This window comes from Pseudoalteromonas sp. 31A1, from assembly GCF_011378815.1.
GTDB classification, from domain to species: Bacteria; Pseudomonadota; Gammaproteobacteria; order Enterobacterales; family Alteromonadaceae; genus Pseudoalteromonas; species Pseudoalteromonas arctica.
In genome coordinates, this window is the sequence record NZ_WTKY01000014.1 from 95,442 (window position 1) to 118,115 (window position 22,674).

23 protein-coding genes are annotated in these 22,674 nt (G+C 39.0%); 10 read left to right on the forward strand and 13 right to left on the reverse strand.

Annotated features, from left to right (window positions below; genetic code table 11):
• The first annotated feature begins 2 nt into the window (after positions 1-2).
• Together GQR52_RS13605 and GQR52_RS13610 are read left to right on the forward strand one after the other, a co-directional pair.
• A complete protein-coding gene (locus GQR52_RS13605) occupies positions 3-1,229 on the forward strand; it encodes a NupC/NupG family nucleoside CNT transporter (RefSeq protein ID WP_007583535.1) in 1,227 nt (408 codons plus the stop codon).
• A gap of 306 nt (positions 1,230-1,535) precedes the next feature.
• The gene (locus tag GQR52_RS13610; protein ID WP_165728799.1) at positions 1,536-2,246 is read left to right on the forward strand and encodes a transporter substrate-binding domain-containing protein; all 711 of its coding nucleotides are present in this window, start codon (positions 1,536-1,538) and stop codon (positions 2,244-2,246) included.
• A gap of 843 nt (positions 2,247-3,089) precedes the next feature.
• Here the strand turns inward: GQR52_RS13610 and GQR52_RS13615 are convergent.
• The 11 genes from GQR52_RS13615 to GQR52_RS13665 all read right to left on the reverse strand — a co-directional run bounded on the left by GQR52_RS13615 (position 3,090) and on the right by GQR52_RS13665 (position 11,567).
• Positions 3,090-3,299, reverse strand: coding sequence for a cold-shock protein (locus GQR52_RS13615; protein ID WP_002959120.1), 210 nt, complete (start codon positions 3,297-3,299; stop codon positions 3,090-3,092).
• A gap of 235 nt (positions 3,300-3,534) precedes the next feature.
• On the reverse strand, positions 3,535-4,251 hold the full coding sequence (locus GQR52_RS13620; protein WP_165728800.1) for a hypothetical protein: 717 nt from the start codon (positions 4,249-4,251) through the stop codon (positions 3,535-3,537).
• Positions 4,248-4,988, reverse strand: a complete 741-nt coding sequence (locus GQR52_RS13625; RefSeq protein WP_165728801.1) for an iron transporter — start codon at positions 4,986-4,988, stop codon at positions 4,248-4,250. Before GQR52_RS13625 ends, GQR52_RS13620 begins: the two co-directional genes overlap by 4 nt.
• Positions 4,975-5,328, reverse strand: a complete 354-nt coding sequence (locus tag GQR52_RS13630; protein ID WP_024591521.1) for a cupredoxin domain-containing protein — start codon at positions 5,326-5,328, stop codon at positions 4,975-4,977. Before GQR52_RS13630 ends, GQR52_RS13625 begins: the two co-directional genes overlap by 14 nt.
• Positions 5,321-6,634, reverse strand: a complete 1,314-nt coding sequence (locus GQR52_RS13635) for an ATP-binding protein (protein WP_165728802.1) — start codon at positions 6,632-6,634, stop codon at positions 5,321-5,323. Before GQR52_RS13635 ends, GQR52_RS13630 begins: the two co-directional genes overlap by 8 nt.
• 26 nt (positions 6,635-6,660) lie before the next feature.
• Positions 6,661-7,320, reverse strand: coding sequence for a response regulator transcription factor (locus tag GQR52_RS13640; RefSeq protein ID WP_165728803.1), 660 nt, complete (start codon positions 7,318-7,320; stop codon positions 6,661-6,663).
• 7 nt (positions 7,321-7,327) lie between these two features.
• Positions 7,328-7,975, reverse strand: coding sequence for a hypothetical protein (locus GQR52_RS13645; protein WP_165728804.1), 648 nt, complete (start codon positions 7,973-7,975; stop codon positions 7,328-7,330).
• A 23-nt stretch (positions 7,976-7,998) separates the two neighbouring features.
• The gene (locus tag GQR52_RS13650; RefSeq protein WP_165728805.1) at positions 7,999-8,769 is read right to left on the reverse strand and encodes an SDR family oxidoreductase; all 771 of its coding nucleotides are present in this window, start codon (positions 8,767-8,769) and stop codon (positions 7,999-8,001) included.
• On the reverse strand, positions 8,766-9,455 hold the full coding sequence (locus tag GQR52_RS13655) for an iron-containing redox enzyme family protein (protein ID WP_165728806.1): 690 nt from the start codon (positions 9,453-9,455) through the stop codon (positions 8,766-8,768). The genes GQR52_RS13650 and GQR52_RS13655 overlap by 4 nt, the downstream gene beginning before the upstream one ends.
• The gene (locus GQR52_RS13660) at positions 9,448-10,917 is read right to left on the reverse strand and encodes an AMP-binding protein (protein ID WP_165728807.1); all 1,470 of its coding nucleotides are present in this window, start codon (positions 10,915-10,917) and stop codon (positions 9,448-9,450) included. The genes GQR52_RS13655 and GQR52_RS13660 overlap by 8 nt, the downstream gene beginning before the upstream one ends.
• The gene (locus tag GQR52_RS13665) at positions 10,914-11,567 is read right to left on the reverse strand and encodes a thermostable hemolysin (protein WP_033026818.1); all 654 of its coding nucleotides are present in this window, start codon (positions 11,565-11,567) and stop codon (positions 10,914-10,916) included. Before GQR52_RS13665 ends, GQR52_RS13660 begins: the two co-directional genes overlap by 4 nt.
• A gap of 635 nt (positions 11,568-12,202) precedes the next feature.
• Between GQR52_RS13665 and GQR52_RS13670 the strand changes: the two genes are divergently transcribed.
• The 5 genes from GQR52_RS13670 to GQR52_RS13690 all read left to right on the forward strand — a co-directional run bounded on the left by GQR52_RS13670 (position 12,203) and on the right by GQR52_RS13690 (position 16,438).
• Positions 12,203-12,826, forward strand: a complete 624-nt coding sequence (locus GQR52_RS13670; protein WP_007583564.1) for a fused MFS/spermidine synthase — start codon at positions 12,203-12,205, stop codon at positions 12,824-12,826.
• Positions 12,819-13,703: a fused MFS/spermidine synthase gene (locus GQR52_RS13675; protein WP_024592422.1), complete on the forward strand. Its 885-nt coding sequence runs from the start codon at positions 12,819-12,821 to the stop codon at positions 13,701-13,703. Before GQR52_RS13670 ends, GQR52_RS13675 begins: the two co-directional genes overlap by 8 nt.
• 134 nt (positions 13,704-13,837) lie before the next feature.
• Positions 13,838-14,305, forward strand: coding sequence for a MarR family transcriptional regulator (locus tag GQR52_RS13680; protein ID WP_007583567.1), 468 nt, complete (start codon positions 13,838-13,840; stop codon positions 14,303-14,305).
• 8 nt (positions 14,306-14,313) lie between these two features.
• Positions 14,314-15,378 carry an HlyD family secretion protein gene (locus tag GQR52_RS13685; RefSeq protein ID WP_121953524.1) on the forward strand — a complete coding sequence of 355 codons (1,065 nt, stop codon included), beginning with the start codon at positions 14,314-14,316 and terminating at the stop codon, positions 15,376-15,378.
• A 10-nt stretch (positions 15,379-15,388) separates the two neighbouring features.
• A complete protein-coding gene (locus GQR52_RS13690) occupies positions 15,389-16,438 on the forward strand; it encodes a DUF2955 domain-containing protein (protein WP_007583570.1) in 1,050 nt (349 codons plus the stop codon).
• A gap of 137 nt (positions 16,439-16,575) precedes the next feature.
• On the opposite strand, the gene GQR52_RS13695 is transcribed toward GQR52_RS13690, so the two are convergent.
• Positions 16,576-17,733, reverse strand: coding sequence for a benzoate/H(+) symporter BenE family transporter (locus GQR52_RS13695; protein WP_165728808.1), 1,158 nt, complete (start codon positions 17,731-17,733; stop codon positions 16,576-16,578).
• A 379-nt stretch (positions 17,734-18,112) separates the two neighbouring features.
• On the opposite strand from GQR52_RS13695, the gene GQR52_RS13700 reads away from it, so the two are divergent.
• Positions 18,113-18,817, forward strand: coding sequence for a hypothetical protein (locus GQR52_RS13700; RefSeq protein ID WP_165728809.1), 705 nt, complete (start codon positions 18,113-18,115; stop codon positions 18,815-18,817).
• A gap of 126 nt (positions 18,818-18,943) precedes the next feature.
• Positions 18,944-19,687, forward strand: coding sequence for a zinc-dependent metalloprotease family protein (locus GQR52_RS13705; RefSeq protein ID WP_007583576.1), 744 nt, complete (start codon positions 18,944-18,946; stop codon positions 19,685-19,687).
• A gap of 91 nt (positions 19,688-19,778) precedes the next feature.
• Here the strand turns inward: GQR52_RS13705 and GQR52_RS13710 are convergent, their stop codons facing one another.
• Complete coding sequence (locus GQR52_RS13710; RefSeq protein WP_165728810.1) at positions 19,779-20,999, reverse strand: ectonucleotide pyrophosphatase/phosphodiesterase; 1,221 nt, start codon at positions 20,997-20,999, stop codon at positions 19,779-19,781.
• A 163-nt stretch (positions 21,000-21,162) separates the two neighbouring features.
• Between GQR52_RS13710 and dgt the strand changes: the two genes are divergently transcribed.
• Positions 21,163-22,629: a dGTPase gene (gene dgt / locus GQR52_RS13715; RefSeq protein ID WP_007583580.1), complete on the forward strand. Its 1,467-nt coding sequence runs from the start codon at positions 21,163-21,165 to the stop codon at positions 22,627-22,629.
• Positions 22,630-22,674: the final 45 nt, after the last annotated feature.

Consider the following 22,674-nt stretch of genomic DNA (forward strand, 5'->3'; position numbering starts at 1 on the left):
GTATGACAACATTTATGAGCTTAGTAGGCATGTGTGTGCTACTAAGCATTGCCTTTGCTGCGTCAACTAATCGCAAGGCAATTAATTTAAGAACCGTTGGTATAGCATTTGCGATGCAAATTGTTATTGGTGGTTTTGTACTGTTTTTCGAAGCAGGTAAAAATGTGTTAACTAGCATGTCATCAGCCGTTTCATCGGTTATTGGTTATGCAAACGACGGTATTGGATTTTTATTTGGTCCACTTGCCTCACAAGACACATTAGGTTTTATTTTTGCGATTCAAGTTTTGCCGGTTATCGTGTTTTTCTCAGCACTTGTTGCTGTGTTATATCACCTTGGCATTATGGATTGGATAATTAGGATTTTAGGCGGCGGTTTACAAAAATTATTGAAGACCTCGCGCACAGAATCGCTTTCAGCAACTGCAAATATTTTTGTAGGCCAAACTGAAGCCCCGTTAATAGTTAAACCTTTTATTGCAACAATGACTAAATCAGAGTTGTTTGCAGTTATGGTAGGTGGCCTAGCCACGGTAGCAGGCTCTGTAATGGCCGGTTACGTAATTATTGGCGTAGATCTTAAGTATCTTATTGCTGCGAGCTTTATGGCTGCACCAGGTGGTTTCTTAATGGCCAAGATGATTGTGCCAGAAACTGAAACGCCTAGAGATAACTTAGCTGATTTAGATTTAGATGACGAAGATAAGCCTGTAAATGTAATTGATGCAGCTGCATCAGGTGCTGCAAACGGTATGCATTTAGCACTTAATGTAGGTGCAATGTTACTTGCTTTTGTAGCGCTAATTGCATTATTAAACGGTTTATTAGGCGGTATTGGCGGGTGGTTTGATTACCCAACATTAACGCTTCAAGAAATATTAGGTTATGTATTTGCTCCAGTTGCATGGTTACTAGGTGTGCCATGGGATGAAGCGATTATAGCCGGCAGCTTTATTGGTCAAAAGATAGTAGTAAACGAGTTTGTTGCTTACTTAGACTTTATAAATTATCGCGATACGTTAAGCGCGCACACACAAGCAATCGTTACTTTTGCTTTATGTGGGTTTGCTAACTTATCATCGATAGCCATTTTACTAGGTGGGTTAGGCGGTATGGCGCCTAGTCGGCGGAAGGATATCGCACGCTTAGGGCTCAGAGCAGTGTTAGCCGGATCTATGGCTAACCTTATGAGCGCAGCAATTGCTGGGTTTTTCCTCTCGCTAGCTTAGAAACTTATTGAGATGAACACCGGTGTTGCAAAACAAGAGGATAGCGCTTTAAGGGGTTAAAGCTCTATCTGACTTGAACGATACTTCACCAAGGGCCGCAAGGCCCTTTTATCGTTTTAGGCCTTAATTTTTAGCCTCATCTACTTCAAATCTCAAGCCACTTATCTATTTAGCCTCCTTTATAGTTATACATAACTCAAATAAACCAATATCTTAGTAACAAGTTCACATAAATAATTTTTGTGTTTTTCATATTTTCAGCCACACTTATTATTACTTAAGCTAACCGAATGACGATTCGCTATTGTGAAATATATTCTTTATTCTCTTTTTTTAATTTGCTCTGCGTATGCTCAAGCAAAGGAAGCCCTGCTTGTTGTTACAGAGTTAGCACCACCAAACCAAGTATTGATTAATGGCGAGGTAGCAGGTGAAGGTACTCAGTTTATTAGAGATATATTTGCTGAGGCTGATCTCACACCTAACATTCAAATGTATCCTTGGGCACGTGCTTATAAAATTGCAGATGAGTTAAAAAACACCTTTATATACAGCCTTGCACGCACTGTAGAGCGAGAAAATAAATTTTATTGGATAGGACCTGTCGGACGTTTTGAACTAGGCTTTATTGGCCTATCAGAGCGAGATGATCTTATTATAAACACTACTGAACAAGCAAAAGTGTATAAAATTGCAATGCAACGCAATGACTTTTCAACACAAACCCTCACGAAACTTGGATTTGAAGTTGTTTTAACCTCTGACATTCAAAAATCATACTCTTTACTATTAGCTAAAAAAGTAGATTTAATTGTAGACGATCCTTTATATATGCAGCAGATGAGCGACTATTTAAAGCTTGAACCAGCACACTTAAAGTTTATTTATAAAATAGATGAGCTAACAATTGATGCTTATTTAGCTGCGAATAAAAAAACAGATATGCATTTAATAGAAGCACTGCAAGCTGCATTTTTAAAAATAAAGCAAAATAAAGGGCTGCCTTATGAAAGATAAATCATTGAAGGTAAGTATGCTTATAGGCGGCAAAATCATCTTTCATTTTTAACTTTTTATATTCTTTGTTAAATCGCTTTATGACACGCACAACTACTTACTTATTAAATGCGATGCAATTGCTAGCAAGCGCACAAAGATATAATTTTTACAGCCTTTCAGCACCTTCCCCACTTTATAGTCAAAGGTTCCAGCTGATGCATTATTGTCATTATGAGCCCAAAATTAGATCTATTTTTCTTTTTAAAAACAAATCCATATATTGTTTTCGCCCGCTTTAAAACCAATTTTATATACGCCTAGAACTGAATTTTTTTTCGGCTTAAAATTTAGACCGCATACTTAATGGAATTGGTATAACTTGCTTATTAGCTTTGAGCTTATAAAAGAAGGTTTTACTAGATGCTAGCGGCTGACCCCAATTAAATAGAGGGTCACGTTCGATGTTTTTAATTATTGAAACAATGCCAAAGTAAGGGGCTTTTAAACTAAGTTATAAGCACGCTTCCAAAGTAGCAATTTAAACTCGCAGGTTATATCAATAGCTGTGCAAATACCTTTTACAATATTGAGAGTACTACTAACAAGCTGGTCTTTGTCGTTTTGAATTTGTTGTTTTGAAATTATAAGGGAGAAATGTTCGGTATAAATTACAAGCTTAAACTCACTTGCATTAGCGCAATGACTTAGAAGAATAGAAAAACGAATATTAGGAGGGCTAAATAATAGCAATATCATTTAGTTAATTTACATTGATAATGGGCGTTGCTTGGTTTGAGTCAAATTTCAGACACAAAAAAAGCGCCTTAAGCGCTTTTTTTTCATTTTACTTAAAAAGTAAAATTATACAGCTGTGATGTTATCAGCTTGTGGACCTTTTTGACCTTGTGAAAGAGTAAACTCTACACGTTGGCCTTCAGCTAAAGTTTTGAAACCTTCGCTTTTGATTGCTGAGAAATGTGCGAAAACGTCTGGGCCATTTTCTTGCTCGATGAAACCAAAACCTTTAGACTCGTTAAACCACTTAACTGTACCTGATACGATGTTAGACATTGTAATATCCTGAAATAAAAATAAAAATATGCTCATAAGAGCGGGTGTAGCAAAAAATGAGATGGTACTTTAAAAACTTCAGGACGGTACTACAAGTATTACTTATATCGAAATGGAGATTTATAGCTTACATGCTTTCTTTCTAGCTGCGGCCCACTATATAGAGTTTAAATAATATGTCAAGTACACATTTATGATCAGAATGATAAACAACCAAAACAGCTATCATTGGTTATTAAAATTCAAATTCTAATGCGAGCCTAAAACTATGGTTTTTTTCTGATTGGCTTATCTCAGTGATGAAACCCGCTTCCCATTTTAATTGCTTTTGCCCATCAAAGCGCTGTAAACCTATAAAGCCAGGCCCTATACCAATAAAGTCTTCACCTAGGTAAACCTCTATAGAAGGCTGGAAAGCAGAGCGATATCGATAGCGATATTGTGCTCTAAACTCACTTTCCCATTCGTTTTTAATGTCTTGCCCCCACTCATAAACCAAAAAAGCATTTAGCGTAAGACTTGTTTTTCCAAATTCTTTTTCGATCACAAAACCCGAGGTTGCCTCATACACATCTTCGTTATGTTTTTTTTCAAGCTCAAACAACGCGCCCCAATCAGCCCATAATTTACCTTGTTCAATTAATTGCCAACGTAGCTCAAGCTCATAAGCTTCTAATCCAAAGTCGCCGTTGTCGTCTCGCTCACCAACTAAATAGCCTTCGAGTGCCATTGTATCGTTAATAGCACCGCCACCACCCAAACGCTGCGCTAGTATGTTGCCACTATCTGTTTGGTGCGACACTAATCGCCACTCAAATTCACGCTCAAAAGGCAAAACATAGGGGTGATATACCTTATCAACAACAATACCATCAGCATTCGCTTGGGTTGGAAGTAACAACACACAAAAAGCGGTAAAACTAAGTGCTAAATATAAGTTGAGTGCTTTCATACACGTTCCTTAGTTATTGAAGCCGGAATAACATAACAAAGTAATAAAAATAACACGCTGCTTGTACTATATATAAGTACACTCATTAAATCAGGAGTGGCCTCGTAACCAACAAGAGCACGCAATACGCGGCCTAGCTCAGAGTTTTCGCTTAATACATCGCGTAAATCCCACACTGTTGAGGTGTTTGTAATTAAATCTATTTGGCTTGCCAAATCCAATGCAACTAATAACTTAGCCGCGCTGTTAAAAGCAAGCAAAGTAAAAAGCGGGTACATACCAAAACGGTGCTTAATTGCATTCATTAAAAAGTACAGCAATACGCTAAAACTTAAACAAATTCCAACACCTAATAAAGTGCCAATAAATAAGCTTTGCCCTGCATCACTATTTTGCCAAAAACTGGTGAGGTAAATAATATAATGGCTTAAATAGAGCGTTATTGTGCTTATAACTGCGATATAAAATGCCGCTGACTTTTGCTTTAGTGCAAATACCAATACAGCAATAAATATAGTGATACATAGCCCTATTTGTGAGTACTCTAACCCTTGGTGTTCAAACCACTGGCTCACCCACGACGCACTTTGCATGTACAAAAACGACATTACCGCGCCTATTAATAAAGCAGAATATATTCGCAAAGAGCTCTGTTTTTTAACTACTTGTAGTAATACTAATAAAATAGCCACAGGTAGTAATTGGTTAAGGCTCATGACTAAACTAGTTATTAGCATGCTGCGCCCCTTCATCGCTAACTATAACAACGCCCCTTGCTGTATTTGGCGAAAACTCACCAAAAAACTCGTAATGCCCTTTACTTAGCGGTCCTATATAAATAATGCTTTTACGATTTGGGTAGAGTACTTTTTCTCTGTTTAGATCAAAGCTATCAAACTCTTCTGGTGTGCTGTCTTGGTTTTCTATCAATAGTTTTACTTTTTTATTTGCGGGAATAATTATTTGCGAGGGATAAAACAAATGATCTTTTAAAATAATAAGGTACTCTTTACTCGCCGCGTTAAACGACAAAAATAGCAAACAACAAAGACATTGATTGAATAAACGTTTAGTCACTTTTTACTCCTGTAAAAGTAACCTTAACGGTTAATCCACCTAAAGAGCTATTCGCTAAATGAATTTTTGCGTCATAAATAGCAATAATGTGTTGAACAATCGCCATACCTAAACCGGCACCTTGCTCGCCTGATGGATGTTGATCGCCACCTACGCGATAAAAGCGATTAAATATTCGGTCTTTTTGCTCTTCAGTCATCCCCGCACCAGAATCATCAATTTGCCAACTATAGTCATTATTACTTGATGCTAATTTAATTATAATTTGACCGTTACTAGGTGTGTATTTAATCGCATTACTGAGCAAGTTAGAGATAAGGGTCGTTAATGTAAACTCATCACCATTAATTACAAAATCATCGCCTTCGAGGCTAATCGTTTGGTTTTTTTCGTCTATTTTATCGTATTGCTCCGACACGGCTTGTTGGGTAATGGTTAGCAATGATTGCTCGCTAAACTGCTTCTGCCATTGCTCAGGCTGGGTGCGCCCTAAAATTAGCATTTGTTCAACAATATTACTTAAGCGGTTAATGCCCTGCGACATGGCTTGTAATTCTTGATGGTCTTGCAGATTACTTTGTTTATTAGCCAAATTATGTACATTAATTTTTAAGCTACTGAGCGGGGTACGTAATTCGTGAGCTGCATCTGAGGCAAAAAAGCGCTCTCGTAAGTAAGCGGTTTCTACGCGTTTAAATAAGTCGTTTAAACGATTAATAACCGGTTTAATTTCTTCGTCGGTTACTTGCCAGTTAATTGGCGTAAAGTCGTTAGCTTGGCGAGACGCCAACTGCTTAGATAATCGGGTAAGAGGGGCTAATGCGTATTTAACAAAAAAGCTAATAAAAATAGCAAGCAGAGGGACTGCCCATAGCATAGGTAACATTGCAGATAAAATAACGGCTTCAGCTAATTCAAAACGCTTTGCCATAGGTTCAGCAACAATGACTTTACGGGTGTTTTTACTCATCACAAATACCCGCATACGCTGCCCTGCTACATTGGCTGTTTGAAAGCCCTCGCTAAAACTAATTTGGTTATTCGTTAAACTCGATGAGCCACTAAGTAAATTATTATTTTGCCAAATTTGATACAACAACTGAGCGCTATTATTACTTACTTGTACTGCATCTGTGCTTAGTACCAATGGTTGCTCAATTAAAACGCCAGCCACTATTTTAAGTTCATTATCAAGCAAGTTTTCGCCGTGGTGCATGCTTTTTTGATAGCCTTTTACTAATGCTAAAAAGCAAGTTAGCACCATCATTGAAAGTAAAATTAAGGTCAGGCGTTTACGAATAGACATTTTCAACCTCGAAAGATAAACACACCCTAACGCTTACCAACTACGTAGCCAATGCCACGTAAGGTTTTAATAAAATCGCTAGGGAATTTTTTACGAAGATGATGAATATGGACCTCTATGGCATTAGAGCCAACTTCTTCACCCCATTGGTAAAGTTTATTTTCGAGTTGTTGTTTTGATTGCACCCTTCCCTGATTTTCCATCAGCGCTTTTAAAAGCATGTATTCTTTCCGCGGTAGTGTAAGTGACTGCCCACTTTGTGTAACTGTATGAGCAGATGTATCCATTACTACATCACCACAGCGCAATAAGCTTGATTGTGTTTGGTTAATGCGCCGACTTGCTACACGTAAACGGGCAAATAGCTCAGCGGGGTCAAACGGCTTTGCAAGGTAATCGTCAGCGCCCATGTCAAGCCCTTGGACTTTGTCGTCAATACTGCTGCGAGCAGTTAAAATAACCACCGGTATTACTTTTTTTTGCGCTTTAATATGCTTTAAAACTTGCGAGCCATCGCCGTCAGGTAATCCTAAATCGAGAATAACAAGCTCAATTTCACCACTAGAAAGGCACTCTAAGGCATGCTTAACTGTGCCACTATGCTCTACACTGTAGCCCTCTTGACGCAAAGAGCGAATAAGCCCTTGCGCCACTAAATGATCATCCTCAACGAGTAATAAATGCATTATGTGTTTATCTTTTTAGTTTTTTATCTACTTTTACCAATAGCTGGCTTATTGATTGTTGGCGATATTCATCTGCTTTTGCACGAGTATCACGAATGCCCGCAGCTTGTGCTACAAGTAGTCGTGCTTTAGCTTGTTTATAATCGCCTTCGTCATACAAATATTCACCGTATAAGTAATTAGTATCAATGCCTTCGAGATTAAAAGCGAGCGCTTGTTTAAATAATTTTTCAGCTTTGTCGTCATCACCAAAACCAATTGGCCAACCAGGTACTTTACTGTAAAGCGTTGCAAGGCTTGCGTAAGCTGAGCCATTTAATGCAGTGCCATCTATTGAGAGTGCATTTTCAAGTGACACTTTTGCCTCTTTTGCCAAACCAAGTGCACCCAAGCCCCCTTTTGCACCTGCAAAGCTAGCTAACACAATTCCATTCCAAATATGTGTTTGTGCTGAGCTTGGGTAGTTTTTAACAAATAACGCGCTTTGCTCACTTAGTTGCGTAAACGCGTCTATTTGCGCATCGTCTTCAAGTTCGTAGTTGGCAATTGCCCACTTTTGTTGAATTGAGGTTAAGTCTTGCGCTTCATCTGCCTGTACTGCGGTCGTAAATACAGCCGTTAATATTAAATATAATGCGAGTGTAAATTTATACATAATTTTGCCCTTGTATGTGTTTGTTAACTTAAAAAGCGTTTGATTTTAGGAAGTTGTTTTGCAATAGCGTTATCAACAACGCTTGGGAATGCGCCATTTATGCGTGCAAATAATTTTTCAGGAAAACCAATAAAGCGCCTTGTTTGGTTCGAACTTATAAGTGCTAATAACTCTTGAGCAACTAATTCTGGCGAGTCCATTTTATTACCGAGCTCTTTATTCATTGCCCGCGCTTTACTGCTATTAATAGAGGTATCTGTTGCTCTTGGTGCTAAATAGGTCACTTTAACGCCTGAACCATTTAACTCACGCGATAACGCTTCACTAAAACCACGTAAACCAAATTTACTGGCGCAATAAAGTGTTTGAAACGGGTAACCAATACTGCCAAACGATGATCCCACGTTAACAATGGTGCCTTTGGTATACTGTAACTGCCCTAAAAATAGCTGGCATAATTTAATAGGCACCGACAAATTAGTAGTCAGCATATTATCTATTTGCTCAGAACTTGTGTGCTCAAGGCTTTGCATCGTATTTACGCCAGCGTTATTAATAAGTAATTTAACGCCACCGAGTTGCTTGGCTTTTATTGCTAAGTTAATGCGTGTTGTATCGTCGGTTAAATCGCCAGTAAATGTTTCACTGTCTGGGCATTCACGGCTCAGTTTTTCAAGAGCTTGCGTATTACGCCCTACAAGCAGTAACGTCCACCCTTTTGCATATAGGGCTTTAGCAATTGCTTGCCCTATTCCGCCTGTTGCACCAGTTAGCACACATAAAGAGCTGCTCATGCCGATTTGCCTTGTGCACTTGCTTTAAAAAACGGTTCATCATCGAGTCCACGAAATATATCGCCGTATAAACGATAAAAGCGCTTTGCACCATGAAGTATGGCTTCTTGATCCGCCTCATCTGTTATTTGGTTCATCAGGTTTTCAAAAAACTTTACATGCTCTATATCAAGCGCGCCGTGAGAGGTTAAATAACTAAATGCTTTTTTAGGTAAGCCCACAGCATTTGCAATGTTTGAAGCCGCGCCATCAGCAAGCGCTATCGAAGTACCTTCAAGTACATGCACCATGCCAAAAAAGCTCAAAGGATTTTTACGTGCAATGGAGTCGTACGCATACGACACCATCATCTCGGTAGCAAATTGTGGCTGACTACACCTCACTGTTTCTTTATCAAAACCACAGGCTGCAATATCGTTAAGTACCCACTCTTGATGGCCTATTTCTTCTTCAATGTATTCTGCGACCGCTTCGCGCAGCCATTCTTGATCGTCAGTTAATCGCGAACCAACCGACATCATTAATGGCACTGTGTGCTTAACATGGTGATACGCTTGTGCTAAAAACGAGGCGTATTCTTCAAGTGATGCTTCGCCTTTAAAAACACGCTGGATAATAGGTGCTGCAAGCAGATAGTTTTGCTCTTGTTTAGTTTGCTCTTTAAGGGTGTTAAAAAAATCACTCATTAATTACTTCTCCAAGTCGGTAAAATTGCTCAAACACAGCATGGTACTGCTTACTTATGGCATCTCGTTTTGGGCGATTATTTGTGGTTAATAATCCTTGTTGCACACTTAATGGGGCAGTTAAACGATGCCATTTTTGAATTCGTGCATAGTCGGGTAGTTGTTTATTAATTGCGTTAATGTATTGCGCTAACGCTGGGTTACTTAGCTTTGAATCGGCATAAATAATGGCGGTTAAAAAAGGTCGACCTTCACCAAACACAACCGCTTGTAAAATACCGCTTTGACTTAGTAATAGTGATTCAGGCCACTCGGCACTGATATTGCGCCCCATGCTGGTAATAATTAGGTTTTTTAAGCGGCCTTTAATAAATAAGGTATTTTGATGCTGATCGACCAGATCGCCGGTTGCATACCACTGGTTTTTGTCGTGAGGTTGATGATTTAAGTAACCTAAAAACAAATCGCCTTTTATAAAAAGCTGGCCATTTTCAATTTTGGTTTGAATATGAGGTAACACAGAGCCTGCACTGTGAAGGTTATCGTTTGTGGGCGTATTTAAACTAACTACAGATGCCGCCTCAGAAAGTCCATAACCTTGGTACACCGGTAAGTTTAAGCTACGCGCTTTAACTATTAGCATTTCGCTGACAAGCGCACCACCTACTGCAATAAACTGTAACGAACTAGGCGGTTGCCACCCTTGCTCTGCAAAAGCGACTAAGCATGCTAATAGTTCAGGCACTAAAATAAGCGTATTTGGCTTAACTTTATCAATAGCAGCTATAAGCTGTGCGGGCTGTTTTAATGTAGTTCCAACAAAGCCTAATTCATTTAACGGCATTAAATGCACTGTACCGCCACTTTTTAAAGGGGCATACACACCGGCTATATTTTCAAGCAATACAGCAAGCGGCAATAAACATAAATGAACAGGGTTTTTAATATTAATTTTATCGCACAGCGATTGCGCTACCTGCATTTGGCTCTTTGTAGATAAACACACGCCTTTTGGTTGCCCAGTCGATCCTGATGTAAACGTTACTTTTTGAGTTTCTGGAAAATAACTGACGGGTTTAGCTGCAACAATTTCGTAAATATATAATGTGTAACACTCAAATAAATTGATTGATGCGGTCGGCTCCCCAAATAAAGGGTTTAGCGTGTCGCTCATAAATACATTAGCGCCGCATTGCGCTAGTACATATTGAGTTTGTTGTTCACTAAAAAAGTGAGCAATTGGCACAGCCACTTTATTAGAAACCGCAGTAGCGGCATCAATAACAAGCCAAGCTGGCGTATTATCGAGCTTATAAGCGACACATTTGCCGTTAAAGCTTTGTAGTATTTTTACTACTTTTTGTATTTGCTGGTTAAACTCATCACCGTTAATTTCACGTGTTAGATCTTTATTATGGGCAATAATTAATGGCGATACTGAATGAGTATTATAGTAGTTCATACATTCACCAATGCGTTTACCAAAGAATTGATATTTGAGTGGTTTTGCTGCATCAAACTATAAAGCATTGGGGTATTTAATACTTGTTGGTGAGCTTGCTCTAGGCTCACAATGCATACTGTTGGTTGGTTGGCGTAATAGCTGCCCCACTTTAATGGGTTCTCAACTACAAAACTGCTCGCAAGTGCAATTTCGGTACACGTAACACCAAGTAAGCGCAATAAAGCACGCACTTTGTTGGTTGCACAAAACACTAAATGTTTTGCCCCCACACTTTGCAGAGCTTCGTTAACAATAATAAAATGTGCAAGTGTTGCTCTTCGATTTGTAGAGCAGAGATTACCAAGTTCAAAAATTTTATTGCGAGAAATACTTTCATCTAAAAAATCTTCAACGGGTGATGCTAAATATTGCTCAATAAACAATGGCGAAGTTGCTTGCCTTAGCCCTAACGTGCACTTTCCTTGCTCGGTAACGTATTGGCAAAGTAGTGGCATAAAAGAAGTAAGCTTAGCGTTATACGCAACTAAAAAACCTTCTTTCACTGTATTTTCGAGATTTTTTCGATGCACATCATCAATACGAGCACTAATAAACTGACTGTTATTTTGTGTTAAATCTAATGATGTAGAAGTGTGGGCTAATTGCATAAGCTCGCTCATTTAAACCTGTTTATATTTCAGGGTTTAAACTTAACGAGTGAAACTTAAAGAAAACTTAAGAAATTTAATTTAAATGAAAAAGCGTCTTAAGTATTAAATCGCGAGGGCCTAGGCAAGCTAAATAGATCAGAATTCAACTAACTAACAAATTGCTATAACAAAACTTCTTTTTTAAATTAAACTTAGGTTAATTATTACCCTAGGGCCTATTTATCTTTCGAGGTTAAATTTGCAGCAGCATGTTTGTTTTTTAGGCAAGGCAGAGCCTATGTAGTGTGGTTATTCCCCATTAATGGGCGATAACGCAGCATAAATACCAAACATGCGCTGCCCTCTGGGTTCTTTCTAGGGACGATTAACTCTTTGTTGCCTGCATGGATGTAGGTAAGGGGCGTGAGCAGGACGCGGAAGCTTTGCTCGGTTTTTACTTATTCTTACATGGATGTAAGCCAGTAGGGTAACGCAGGAGCAGTTACCGAGCCCACTAGGTTACAAACCTCGCGCCGCGATTAAATCGCCCCTAGATAGAACAATTTTTAATCCTGAAAGGTCAACAGGCCCTAGCAGCTTTGTATGCATCACGTTAGTATAGTGTTCTACTTAAGTTACATAACGATAATTTCATGAGCATAAAAACAAACGCGTTAATTTACTTTTTAGCTTTTTGCAGCGGCTTTTGCATAATGGGCATTGAGCTTTTAGGTGGGAGGATTCTTGCCCCCTTTTTTGGCAGTAGCGTGCATATTTGGGGCAGTATAATTACTGTGTTTATGCTTAGTTTATCTTTTGGGTATTTACTTGGTGGTAAACTCAGCACTAAAAATGCATCCCTTACCAAATATGGTTTAATATTTTTAATTGCCAGCATTATGGTTGTTCCTATTACATTATTTTCGCAGCCTATAATGGAATTTATATTTACCCATATTGAAGATAGCCGCTACGGCTCACTCTTAGCGTCAACTGCTTTATTTTTTATACCTACCGTTATTTTAGGCATGATCTCGCCCTACTCTGTGCGCTTACTGGTAACAGATAGCGATAAAAGCGGCCAAGTGGCTGGGCGTTTATACTTTGTAAGTACGCTTGGCAGTGCCCTGGGTACTATTATTACCTCGTTTTACTTTGTGCTCGCGTTTGACGTAAATACAATTATTAGCGCCTTTGCTTTAACACTTGGGGCACTGGGTTTAGTCGCGATTGTTATTAATACCTTGGTTAATAATAAGGGGCTTGCTCATGCTTAAATATTTGCTACTGCCATTAATTGTGTTTTCAGGTTCTGCGTTTAGTAAGGTTATTCATGAAGAACGCTCGCTTTATCGCAATATTATTGTTGAAGAAACGAGCGACTTACGTTGCCTTAAATTTAATACTAAAAGTAGCCAAACAAGCCAAAGTTGCATGTATAAAAGCAATCCCGACAAACTTGTTTTTAATTACACAAAATTGACGTTTGCGAGCCTTTTAGTAACCGACAACCCTAAAAGTGTACTTATTATAGGATTAGGTGGCGGTACGCTTTCTAATGTTATTCATGAGCTATACCCCACTGCAAATATTCATAATGTTGAAATAGATCCTGCAGTAACTAAAGTTGCACGCGATTACTTTAACTTTATAGAAAACGACTTAGTGACATCAAGCGTGCAAGATGGCCGTATTTTTATAAAGCGCGCCGCTATTAAAAAGCAAAAGTACGATTGGATTATTTTGGATGCGTTTAACGGTGACTATATTCCGGAGCATTTGCTCACTAAAGAGTTTTTTGAAGAAGTACAAAGCGTATTAGCCGATGGTGGCGTTATTGCCGCAAATACGTTTTCAAGTAGTAAACTTTATGAGCATGAGTCGGCAACTTACCACGCTGTATTTGGCGACTTTATAAATGTAAGCCGCGAAAATCGCAGCAACCGTATTATTTTAGCGGGACTTAAATCAATACCGAGCGAAGCGCAAATTAACACGCGTGTTAATGCTCTCGCCCCTAAATTAGTAAAATACGGTGTAGATATAAAAGCGATTAGCCAACTTATGCACTTTACTAAAGACGGCCAAGATTGGCCTGCAGATACAAAAGTACTTACCGATCAATACTCCCCAGCTAATTTACTTAACTTTTAAAACTCCCTAAACCTCACCATTTTTTTACAGGTGAGGTTTAGCAAATATTTTGCCACTTCTCGCACTTACGCATATTTACTTAGCTTGCTAAGTAATGATAAAATAGTTAGCTTGCTAACTATATTGGGATGGCTATGCCTACACAAAAACCTTTTCACGAGACGCTCGATTTAACCGTTATCGGTAATATGGGCCGAGTTCATCGCTTATGCCGCGAAGCAGTAACCATTGCTGTTGAGCCTTTGGGGCTTACTCAGTCGCGCTGGACTGCACTAATGCATATAAATATGCGTGGTGAGGGACTAACACAACTTGAACTTGCTAATAGCTTAGGGATAGAAATGCCTTCACTGACTCGCACGCTTAAGCAATTAGAGGAGCAATCGTTAATCGTTCGCCGTGTAGACAAACATGATAAGCGCAGTAAAAGACTCTATTTTACTGAGCAAAGTGATGCCATTTTACATTCATTGCAAGAGACCATTTCCGATATAAAAAATCAGTTATACAGCGGTTTATCTGTTGAGCAGCTAGATGCCATTGCATTTGGTTTGATCAAAATAGAGCAAAACGCCCTTAAATGTATTCAAGTTAATAAGTAAGGCTAAAAATGACACCGGATCAAAAGTTTGCACGCTATGTAAGGTTTTCTCTCATAGGGTTTATCTTAGTATTTATTTACTATTTAGTGGCCGATATGGTTTTACCTGTGACACCACAGGCACGTGTATACCACCCTGTTGTGCAAATATCACCGCAAATTAGTGGCCGAGTCACTAGTGTGCAAGTTAATAATAACCAACCAGTTAAAGCGGGCGATATATTATTTAGTATCGATGAAGGCCCATATAATTTAGCCAAAGAGCAAGCTCAACTCGCGCTTGATGATGCCAAATTACAAAATAAGCGTCTTGATACCAATGTTAAAGCCCTTGAAGCACAAATTAGTGCTGCAAATGCTAAGCAGCATGAGCAAAAGCTATTAAAAAGCAGAGGCGAAAAACTCTATACTCAAAAGTCTATATCGGAGCAAGAGCTTGAAAGCATTCGTGCTAACTTTGAAGCCAGTAAAGCAAATGTTGCGGCTCTAGAAGCGCAGTTAGCTGAAGCAGTTTTAGCTAGAGGTGACTCAGGTAATAAAAACTTAGCTATGCGTCATGCTGCTAACCAGTTAGCGCAGGCTGAGTTAAATTTATCCTACACGCAAGTACGTGCACTAAGTGACGGCGTAGTTGCTAACTTACAGTTATTAGACGGCGCGTATGCTGTTGCAGGTAGCCCATTATTAGCTATTGTCGCTAAAAAAGCCGATTTAGTTGCCGACTTTAGAGAAAAGTCACTCTCAAATATGAAGCAAGGCACTCAAGCGCGCGTAGTATTTGATAGCCGCCCAGGTGAAGTTTACGACGCAATACTAGAAACATTTGAAGCAGGTGTTAGCAACGGTCAACTTAGTGCAAATGGTTTACTAAGTACAACAGAAACCAGCAATCGTTGGGTACGCGATGCACAGCGTCAACGCATTCATTTAAAGCTCGTAAATCATCAAGACTTAATAGCAAACATGCCGAGCGGGTCACGTGCAACAGTACAATTATTACCAGAATCGACAATTGGGCAATGGTTTGGCTCTGCACAAATTAGGTTTATTAGCTGGTTACACTACATTTATTAATGGAGACTTTATGACTCAAATTGTTAGCCAAGGCCCACAATTAGACTCTAATGGCCTTCGCCAAGCACTACGCATTGCAGGTGGATGCACCCTTGGCTTTACTATTAGTAAATTAATGAACTGGCCTAATGGTATATTTTTTACCGTTTATCCTATGTTGATATTGGGCATGGTACCTACGTTAAGTCGTGGGCTTATAAATCAATTTATAGCATCTGCTGCATTTAGCGCGCTTATAGTGCTGATAATGCAGGGATTGTTTTCTCACTTACCAGTCGTTATGACATTATTAGTGTTTGGTGTTTTTTGCTTTTTATTTTACCAAATGAGTAGCGGTAGTGCCTTTTTATTTGGCGCTTTAGGCGTGATAAGCCTTTCTATTCAGCTGCATTTTTCGAGCTATGTTGATGAAGGAAGTAGTATTTATCCGTTAATTTTAACTAATGGTTTGGCTATATTTTTAACCGTTGTTATTGGAGCATTAATGCATGGCCTATTTCCTGATGTAACCGCAAGGCCCGGGCGAGTAATGCCAGCTAAAGCAAAAGAAAGTATTCGCCATGAGGTATTGTTATGCTCAACCGTGGCTACGCTCTCTTTTGTGGTTTTTCAGGTTCTTGATTTACAAGACTCAATATCTGCGCAGGCAGCTTCTGTGCTTATTCTGTTTTCATTATGCTGGAAAGCCGCAGGTATGGCTGGTTGGCAGCGAGCAATTGGAACGCTTATAGGGTGTAATGCAGCGTTACTATCGCAACTATTTTTGTATAGTCACTCTGATTTTTTACTTTTTCCGATGGCTATTTTATGGATACTTTCGTTTCTTTTTGCGCGTTTTCATATTTTAGGCGGAGGCATACCTGGTATTGGTTTTGGTGTGTTGACTACGTTTGGTATTTTATTTGGGAACTCACTCGGACCAGGCCAAGATCTTGTTTATAGCGCAATGTACCGGTTTAGCTCGGTATCGGTGGCTATAATATTAAGTCTGTGCGTTGTGTATATTATGCACCATATACTTAATCGGTTTAGTGTAACTCGCCATCATACTTTTGATTAGGTAAATCTTGTTTTATAAAACTAAAGGCTGCAATTGCAGCCTTTTTTATAAGCTTAGTTAAGTTATTTTAATGATATAAATAAACTATAATTTTGTTTTAAATACTCACCAACGGCTCTTTGTACACAATAAAGCTTTTAGTCTTTTTGGGTGATAAGAAGCGTAAGCACACCTGCTATAATTCCCCAAAAAGCAGACCCCACTGAGAGTAATGTTAAGTTAGATGCAGTTACTAAAAAAGTAACAATTGCGGCCTCCGTATATTTAGTACTACTAAGGGCTTGCTGCAAACTATTAGCAATGGTGCCAAATAGCGCAATGCCCGCCAAAGCTAAAATAAGTGCCTGCGGTAAACTTGCTACCAACCCAACTAATGTAGCCGCGCACAGCGCCATTAAAATATAAAATGCGCCCGCCGCTATACTCGCCCAATAACGTTTATCATGATTTTCATCCGCTTCATCACTCATACAAATAGCAGCAGTAATAGCGGCTAAATTAATAGAATAAGCTCCAAACGGGGCGGTAAGTATATTTACAAAACCAGTCACATTAAGAGATGCAGATATAGGCGCTTTATATTTATGCGCTTTTAAAACAGCAATACCCGGTAAATTTTGCGAGGTCATGGTAACTATATAAAGTGGTAAACCTATGCTAATGCATGCTTGCAAGTGAAAAACGGGTTCAATATAAGCAAATTCGCTCATTTTCCAGTGCAGTGCGCTGGTATCAATATGGCCCATTTGCCAAGCGAGTAGTACACCTATAATAAGCACACTTAACATAGCAAAACGGGCAAAAAAGCGTTTACCAATAAAGTACATAACAACCATTAAGCCAATCACTAAAGGCATGTCGTTCATAAAATTAAACACATCGATACCAAAGGTAACAAGTACGCCGGCCAACATGGCGCACGCAAGCTCACTTGGAATACGGTTCATTATTTTTTCAAACCAGCCCGTCACCCCCGACAAAAAAACGAGCAATGCACTGAGCATAAACGCGCCAATAGCCTCGTTTAAGTTATACCCTTGTGCACTTGAAATCAGTAATGCAGCCCCCGTGGTAGACCACGCAATTAAAACAGGCACTTTGTAATAGTACGACAAACCTATTGACGTTGTGCCCATCACTAAACCAAGCATTAAAATCCAACTAGCTACTAAATCAGGCGTGCCTCCAAGGGTTATCACCACCTGATAAATCAATGCAATGGAACTCGAAAAACCAATAATTACAGCCACAAGCCCTGCTGTAATTCGGTTAAGCAACTGATCAGACACCTTCATAAATCCCTCGTAATGCCATTTATGCAGCACACAACATACGTGCCCGATAAATGCATTGCAATTAGCGATTAGTTTACAAAGAGTGAAAAAAATTCACTTTTTATTTTTCATTGTAATTAACGTCAAAAAGTCACTTTTAACCATTGTATTTAACTAAACAAACAAGTACCCACAAACGCGCCAAAGGCCGCATAAACCCTACAAAAAACCAATACTAAAAAGAGTGAAAAACATACCAAAAATAAATATCCTTATATTTTATAAGGAATTATGAAATTTAGAATTAATTCTTTTCGGTTACATTTATTATCTTGATCTAATCCATTTAATAATATAAAACATAACAAACAGTTAACCAAAAACACTAAAAGAGAAACAAATGAAGAGATCTGTCGTCTTACTAATTGCTATACCATTATCGGCATTTGCAGTTTATGGGCTATTTTTTAATGCAGATGAAACGGGCGAACCTATCGCGCCTGTTGCTATTGATTTTGTTCCTATTGATTTACAAAAAACGCGCAATACACATCCCCCTGCACCTATTGATATGAGTAAAGATCCAATTACCGTTAAACCTATTATTGCCCCTGACAACAGCTTACCGTTTGAAGAATTTGATGCCGTAAATCGCCTATCCGACAAAGCAAAGCAAGTGCTTATAAACGCAAAAGTTTTACCTACCGACTTACATAACGAGGCCTATATTGAGTTTGATTTAAATTCTTTACAGGCGTTAGAGACTGGCGAAAATTTTGATTTAGCTATTCCGCAAACAGCCGAAACATTCACCGCAGAAGTGACTAATGTGGTTGAGTCTGAAAATGGCGATAAGAGCATATTTGGCAAAATAGTGGGTGTTGATGGCCGCATGCATAATACCGTTTTAACGGTAGGTAAAGATGCCGTATATGGTCAATTTACTGCGCCTTCTGGCAATTATGTATTCGAAAGTAAAGGTAAGTACGGATGGATTGCAGCAAAACGCGATTTATATAAAAGCCACATAGAGCATGATGTAACCGCACCAAAACCCAAATCAGATAAAAGCATCGATATATTTGCACCAAAAATTGATGGCTAACCAATAATCAAAATATAAAAAACAACTAAAGCCGCACTATAGGGCAGCTTTAGTGTGTCTGCTTTTTATGAGATCAACCAAGTTAAAAACAAGTTCCAACCACAACAAGAGTAAGGAAATACAATAATGAAAAAAGTAATCACAACAACCGCACTGGCTGCGGCATTATGTGCAGCAAGTGTTGCACAAGCAGAAACAATCGATATCGGTATTTTATATACCGACCAATCAGCTGCTGCAACTAGCAATATTGACACTAAAATAAATCAACTAATTGCTTTTAGTAATCAGGTATATAGCCAAAATGGCGTTGATATAACACTACGCTTAGCTGGCAAACAAAACTTAGGTGACTATGCAGTAACGCCGTCTGAGGATTGGTTAGATTCGGTTACAAATAGCAGCTACGTAGATGGTTTACGCAGCGATTGGAAAGCCGACATGATTGCCGTATTAGGTACTGGTCAAAGTGCTGGCAATGGGCTTATTTCATGTGGTTTAGCATGGGTTGGCCAAGGCACTAATGGCAATCTATACAGCTCAATGAGCAGCCGTATGTACTCAATCACTGCAATTGATTGTGGTGCAACGACATTTGTACACGAACTTGGTCATAACCAAGGTTTAGCGCATTCACGCAAACAAGGTGATACGTCTGGCGGTGTATATGTAGATGGCATGGGTCATGGCGTACAAAACGAGTTTGCAAGTATAATGGCTTACCCGCACGTTTACGGTAGCGCAACTCAGTACGATTACTTCTCTAACCCTGGCTGGAGCGTAAACGGTATTGCATTTGGTATTACAAACCAAGCGCATGCAATTCGCACAGTTACTGCTACAAAAACAAGTATTGCTAACTTTAAATAAGCTGCCCAATAAAAAAGTGGGCTAAATAGCCCACTTTAAAGTTTTAACATGTTCTTCCCTGCAGAGCGCTTACGCGCTCTTTTAGATTAAGCTAATGCACAACGATTTTTTGCTTAATTGCTGGCATTAATGTTTTACCATTGCCATCTACTTTGTTTAACAATTTAAGTCCCATCACTTTTGCAAGTACTGGGTAAATATCAAGGTTATTTACTTCTTTAAGGCTTACACCTTGTTTAAATGCAGGGCCTACAGCAATAAATGATGCTGCCATATCCTCGGTATATGCATAACCGTGAGTCCCTAAATAGGTTGGTTTTTTACCATTGGTAAATACCGCTGGCGCTGTAGTTTGCACCACAATATCGCCTACGCGAGTGCCTTTATTGTAATGATACGCTGCTAATTGCTCGTCAGTTAATACTGTATAACGACCGTTTGACGCATCTCGTAAACGTGCTTTGTAACCTTCAATATCAGCGTTTTTAGCATCCGGTTGGGTATAAATAAGTAAACGTGGGCCAGTATTTTTAACTAAAAAGTTTTCATCTTGAGGCAGTGTGGTTACATCAATGCTTTTATCTGGATCTATACTCGCCATACCATGATCCGAGACAATAACTAAGTTTACCTCTTGCTCTAATTTACTTAAGCGAGTTTGTAATTGCCCCATTAATTCATCAAGCTGTTTAACTGCATCACGCGTTTGTGGTGCGTCTGGCCCAAATTCATGGCCCATGCTATCAACTAGCGAAAAGTAACTCGCAATAAAACGTGGGCGCTGTGCTTTTGGTAAGCTTAACCACTGAATAATTTGATCAACACGGCTTTGGTAATCGCTGTATTTAGAATAGTGATAAAAGTAATCTGGTGTCATGCCGTTAAATAATGCATCTGACTCAGGCCAAAAATAAGTAGCCGATTTAAGTCCCTGCATTTTGGCTAAATTCCAAAGCGGAATACCCTTTACCCATGTGCTATCGCCCAATGCTTTGCCCATGCTGTAACAGTCGTTTTTACGCGCTTTATCACAAAAGCTATTATCAACAATGCCATGGTTTACTGGCAGTAAGCCCGTAATAATAGAAATATGGTTAGGAAACGTTTTAGTTGGATAAACAGGTATTAGCTTTTGTGCGCGAACACCGCGCTCGGCCATTGCTTTTAAATTTGGCGCGCCGTGTTTTTCAATATAATCCCAACGCAGGCCATCAATTGATACAAGCACCACAGTTTGCTCTTTTGCAGCAAATGCGCTGTTCATTCCTAACATTAGGCAAATTGATACTGCCTTTAAAATCCACTGTTTCATTATAAACACCTATAAATGCACAACAATTACTCAAAAAATTATTTTAAAGCAAGTTGTTACTTTATGATACAAACTGATAGATTAAACCCTGTATATTAAAGACAAATGACTATGTGCTAAAAACTATGCCAGTCATCAATTGTAAAAAAGGACAAGTATAAAGATGACCATAGATTTTAGTAAAAAAATAACGCCAGCACGAATGTACCGCACAACCTCTAACTTACAGATGGCGCTAGAAAGCGACCGTGGCCGTATTATTAACAGTGCCGCTATTCGCAGGCTGCAGCAAAAAACACAAGTGTTTCCGCTTGAGCGTAACGCAGCTGTTCGTTCGCGATTAACTCACTCGCTTGAGGTACAACAGGTTGGTCGTTTTATAGTGCAACGTATTTTTGCTAATTTAAGCTACCAACAGCAAAAAGATTACGGCTTAACCGACCTAGAACGCCCGCTAGAAAGCTTAGTAGAAATGGCCTGCCTAATGCACGACATAGGCAACCCACCGTTTGGGCATTTTGGCGAAGCGGCTATTAACCACTGGTTTAATAACAACCTAGCAAGCGTAACACCCGAGCGCTGTAAAGAACCAAACACCGGTATAGGTGTTGTTTTTAAACACCTTGCGCTTGATATTTGTAACTTTGAGGGCAACGCTCAAGGCATACGTATAATTCATTCTTTGCAAACGCTTAATTTAACCTACAGCCAAAGTGCTGGTATTTTAAAATACACTCGCCCTGCTGGGCTTGATGTAAAAGACATACCCCAAAATAAAAACTACTTAATGAAAAAAGTGGGTTACTACTACAGCGAAAAAAACTTTGTTGAAGCGCTACAAAAAGAGCTCACTATTGAGCCTTACTGCCGCCATCCTGCAAGTTACATAATGGAAGCCGCCGACGACATTTCGTATTGCCTAGCCGACATAGAAGACGCCGTAGAAAAAGACATAATAAGCACTGAGTTGCTGTGCGAAAAACTTAAAAGTAGTTACAAAAAAGTATTAATAAACCTGTTAATCGACGACGCTCAACATCAAAATTTTGTAGACAAAGCAGTAGACTACGCACTAGAGCGTGCACAAGCACAACCCTATAATTTTAATAGTGAATTTTTTATATACTTGCGGGTTGCATTGCTACATCCGCTAGTAAATCACGCCGCAAAACGCTTTATCGAAAATATAGAACCTATTTATCATGGCGATTTTAACCAAGCGCTTTTAGAAGATAGAAGCCATCTACATGCAGTAACTAAAACACTAAAGCAGGTAGCGCTTGAGCATGTATTTTCAAACAAAGAAGTCGAAAAATTAGAGCTACAAGGGTATCGCATAATTAATGGTTTGCTCGATTGCTATAAACCATTACTGCTACTAAACAAGGATGACTTTAAGCGTGCACTAAATGGCGATTCACGTTTATTAATAGAGTCGCGACTTGTTAAAAAGCTCTCTAAAAAGCACTTAAATAGTTACCAACACGCAATAGATGCGATGCAAGAAGAGCCCGATCACTTTGCGGCATACGAGTTTTATTATCGTTGTAGATTAATCCAAGATTATATAAGCGGTATGACCGACCAATTTGCTTACGATGAATATCGCAGCCTTATGGTTATTGATTAGTTGTATTACTCTGGATAATTTTTAATTTTGCGCTTAAAATCAAAC

Coding starts and splice junctions, on each gene's coding strand:
- GQR52_RS13685 (WP_121953524.1), top strand. CDS start 14,314: ATGACACCGGATCAAAAGTTTGCACGCTATGTAAGGTTTTCTCTCATA.
- GQR52_RS13670 (WP_007583564.1), top strand. CDS start 12,203: ATGAGCATAAAAACAAACGCGTTAATTTACTTTTTAGCTTTTTGCAGC.
- GQR52_RS13635 (WP_165728802.1), bottom strand. CDS start 6,634: ATGTCTATTCGTAAACGCCTGACCTTAATTTTACTTTCAATGATGGTG.
- GQR52_RS13700 (WP_165728809.1), top strand. CDS start 18,113: ATGAAGAGATCTGTCGTCTTACTAATTGCTATACCATTATCGGCATTT.
- GQR52_RS13645 (WP_165728804.1), bottom strand. CDS start 7,975: ATGTATAAATTTACACTCGCATTATATTTAATATTAACGGCTGTATTT.
- GQR52_RS13690 (WP_007583570.1), top strand. CDS start 15,389: ATGACTCAAATTGTTAGCCAAGGCCCACAATTAGACTCTAATGGCCTT.
- GQR52_RS13640 (WP_165728803.1), bottom strand. CDS start 7,320: ATGCATTTATTACTCGTTGAGGATGATCATTTAGTGGCGCAAGGGCTT.
- GQR52_RS13650 (WP_165728805.1), bottom strand. CDS start 8,769: ATGAGCAGCTCTTTATGTGTGCTAACTGGTGCAACAGGCGGAATAGGG.
- GQR52_RS13675 (WP_024592422.1), top strand. CDS start 12,819: ATGCTTAAATATTTGCTACTGCCATTAATTGTGTTTTCAGGTTCTGCG.
- GQR52_RS13680 (WP_007583567.1), top strand. CDS start 13,838: ATGCCTACACAAAAACCTTTTCACGAGACGCTCGATTTAACCGTTATC.
- GQR52_RS13620 (WP_165728800.1), bottom strand. CDS start 4,251: ATGAAAGCACTCAACTTATATTTAGCACTTAGTTTTACCGCTTTTTGT.
- GQR52_RS13710 (WP_165728810.1), bottom strand. CDS start 20,999: ATGAAACAGTGGATTTTAAAGGCAGTATCAATTTGCCTAATGTTAGGA.
- GQR52_RS13665 (WP_033026818.1), bottom strand. CDS start 11,567: ATGCAATTAGCCCACACTTCTACATCATTAGATTTAACACAAAATAAC.
- GQR52_RS13605 (WP_007583535.1), top strand. CDS start 3: ATGACAACATTTATGAGCTTAGTAGGCATGTGTGTGCTACTAAGCATT.
- GQR52_RS13625 (WP_165728801.1), bottom strand. CDS start 4,988: ATGCTAATAACTAGTTTAGTCATGAGCCTTAACCAATTACTACCTGTG.
- GQR52_RS13615 (WP_002959120.1), bottom strand. CDS start 3,299: ATGTCTAACATCGTATCAGGTACAGTTAAGTGGTTTAACGAGTCTAAA.
- dgt (WP_007583580.1), top strand. CDS start 21,163: ATGACCATAGATTTTAGTAAAAAAATAACGCCAGCACGAATGTACCGC.
- GQR52_RS13655 (WP_165728806.1), bottom strand. CDS start 9,455: ATGAGTGATTTTTTTAACACCCTTAAAGAGCAAACTAAACAAGAGCAA.
- GQR52_RS13660 (WP_165728807.1), bottom strand. CDS start 10,917: ATGAACTACTATAATACTCATTCAGTATCGCCATTAATTATTGCCCAT.
- GQR52_RS13705 (WP_007583576.1), top strand. CDS start 18,944: ATGAAAAAAGTAATCACAACAACCGCACTGGCTGCGGCATTATGTGCA.
- GQR52_RS13695 (WP_165728808.1), bottom strand. CDS start 17,733: ATGAAGGTGTCTGATCAGTTGCTTAACCGAATTACAGCAGGGCTTGTG.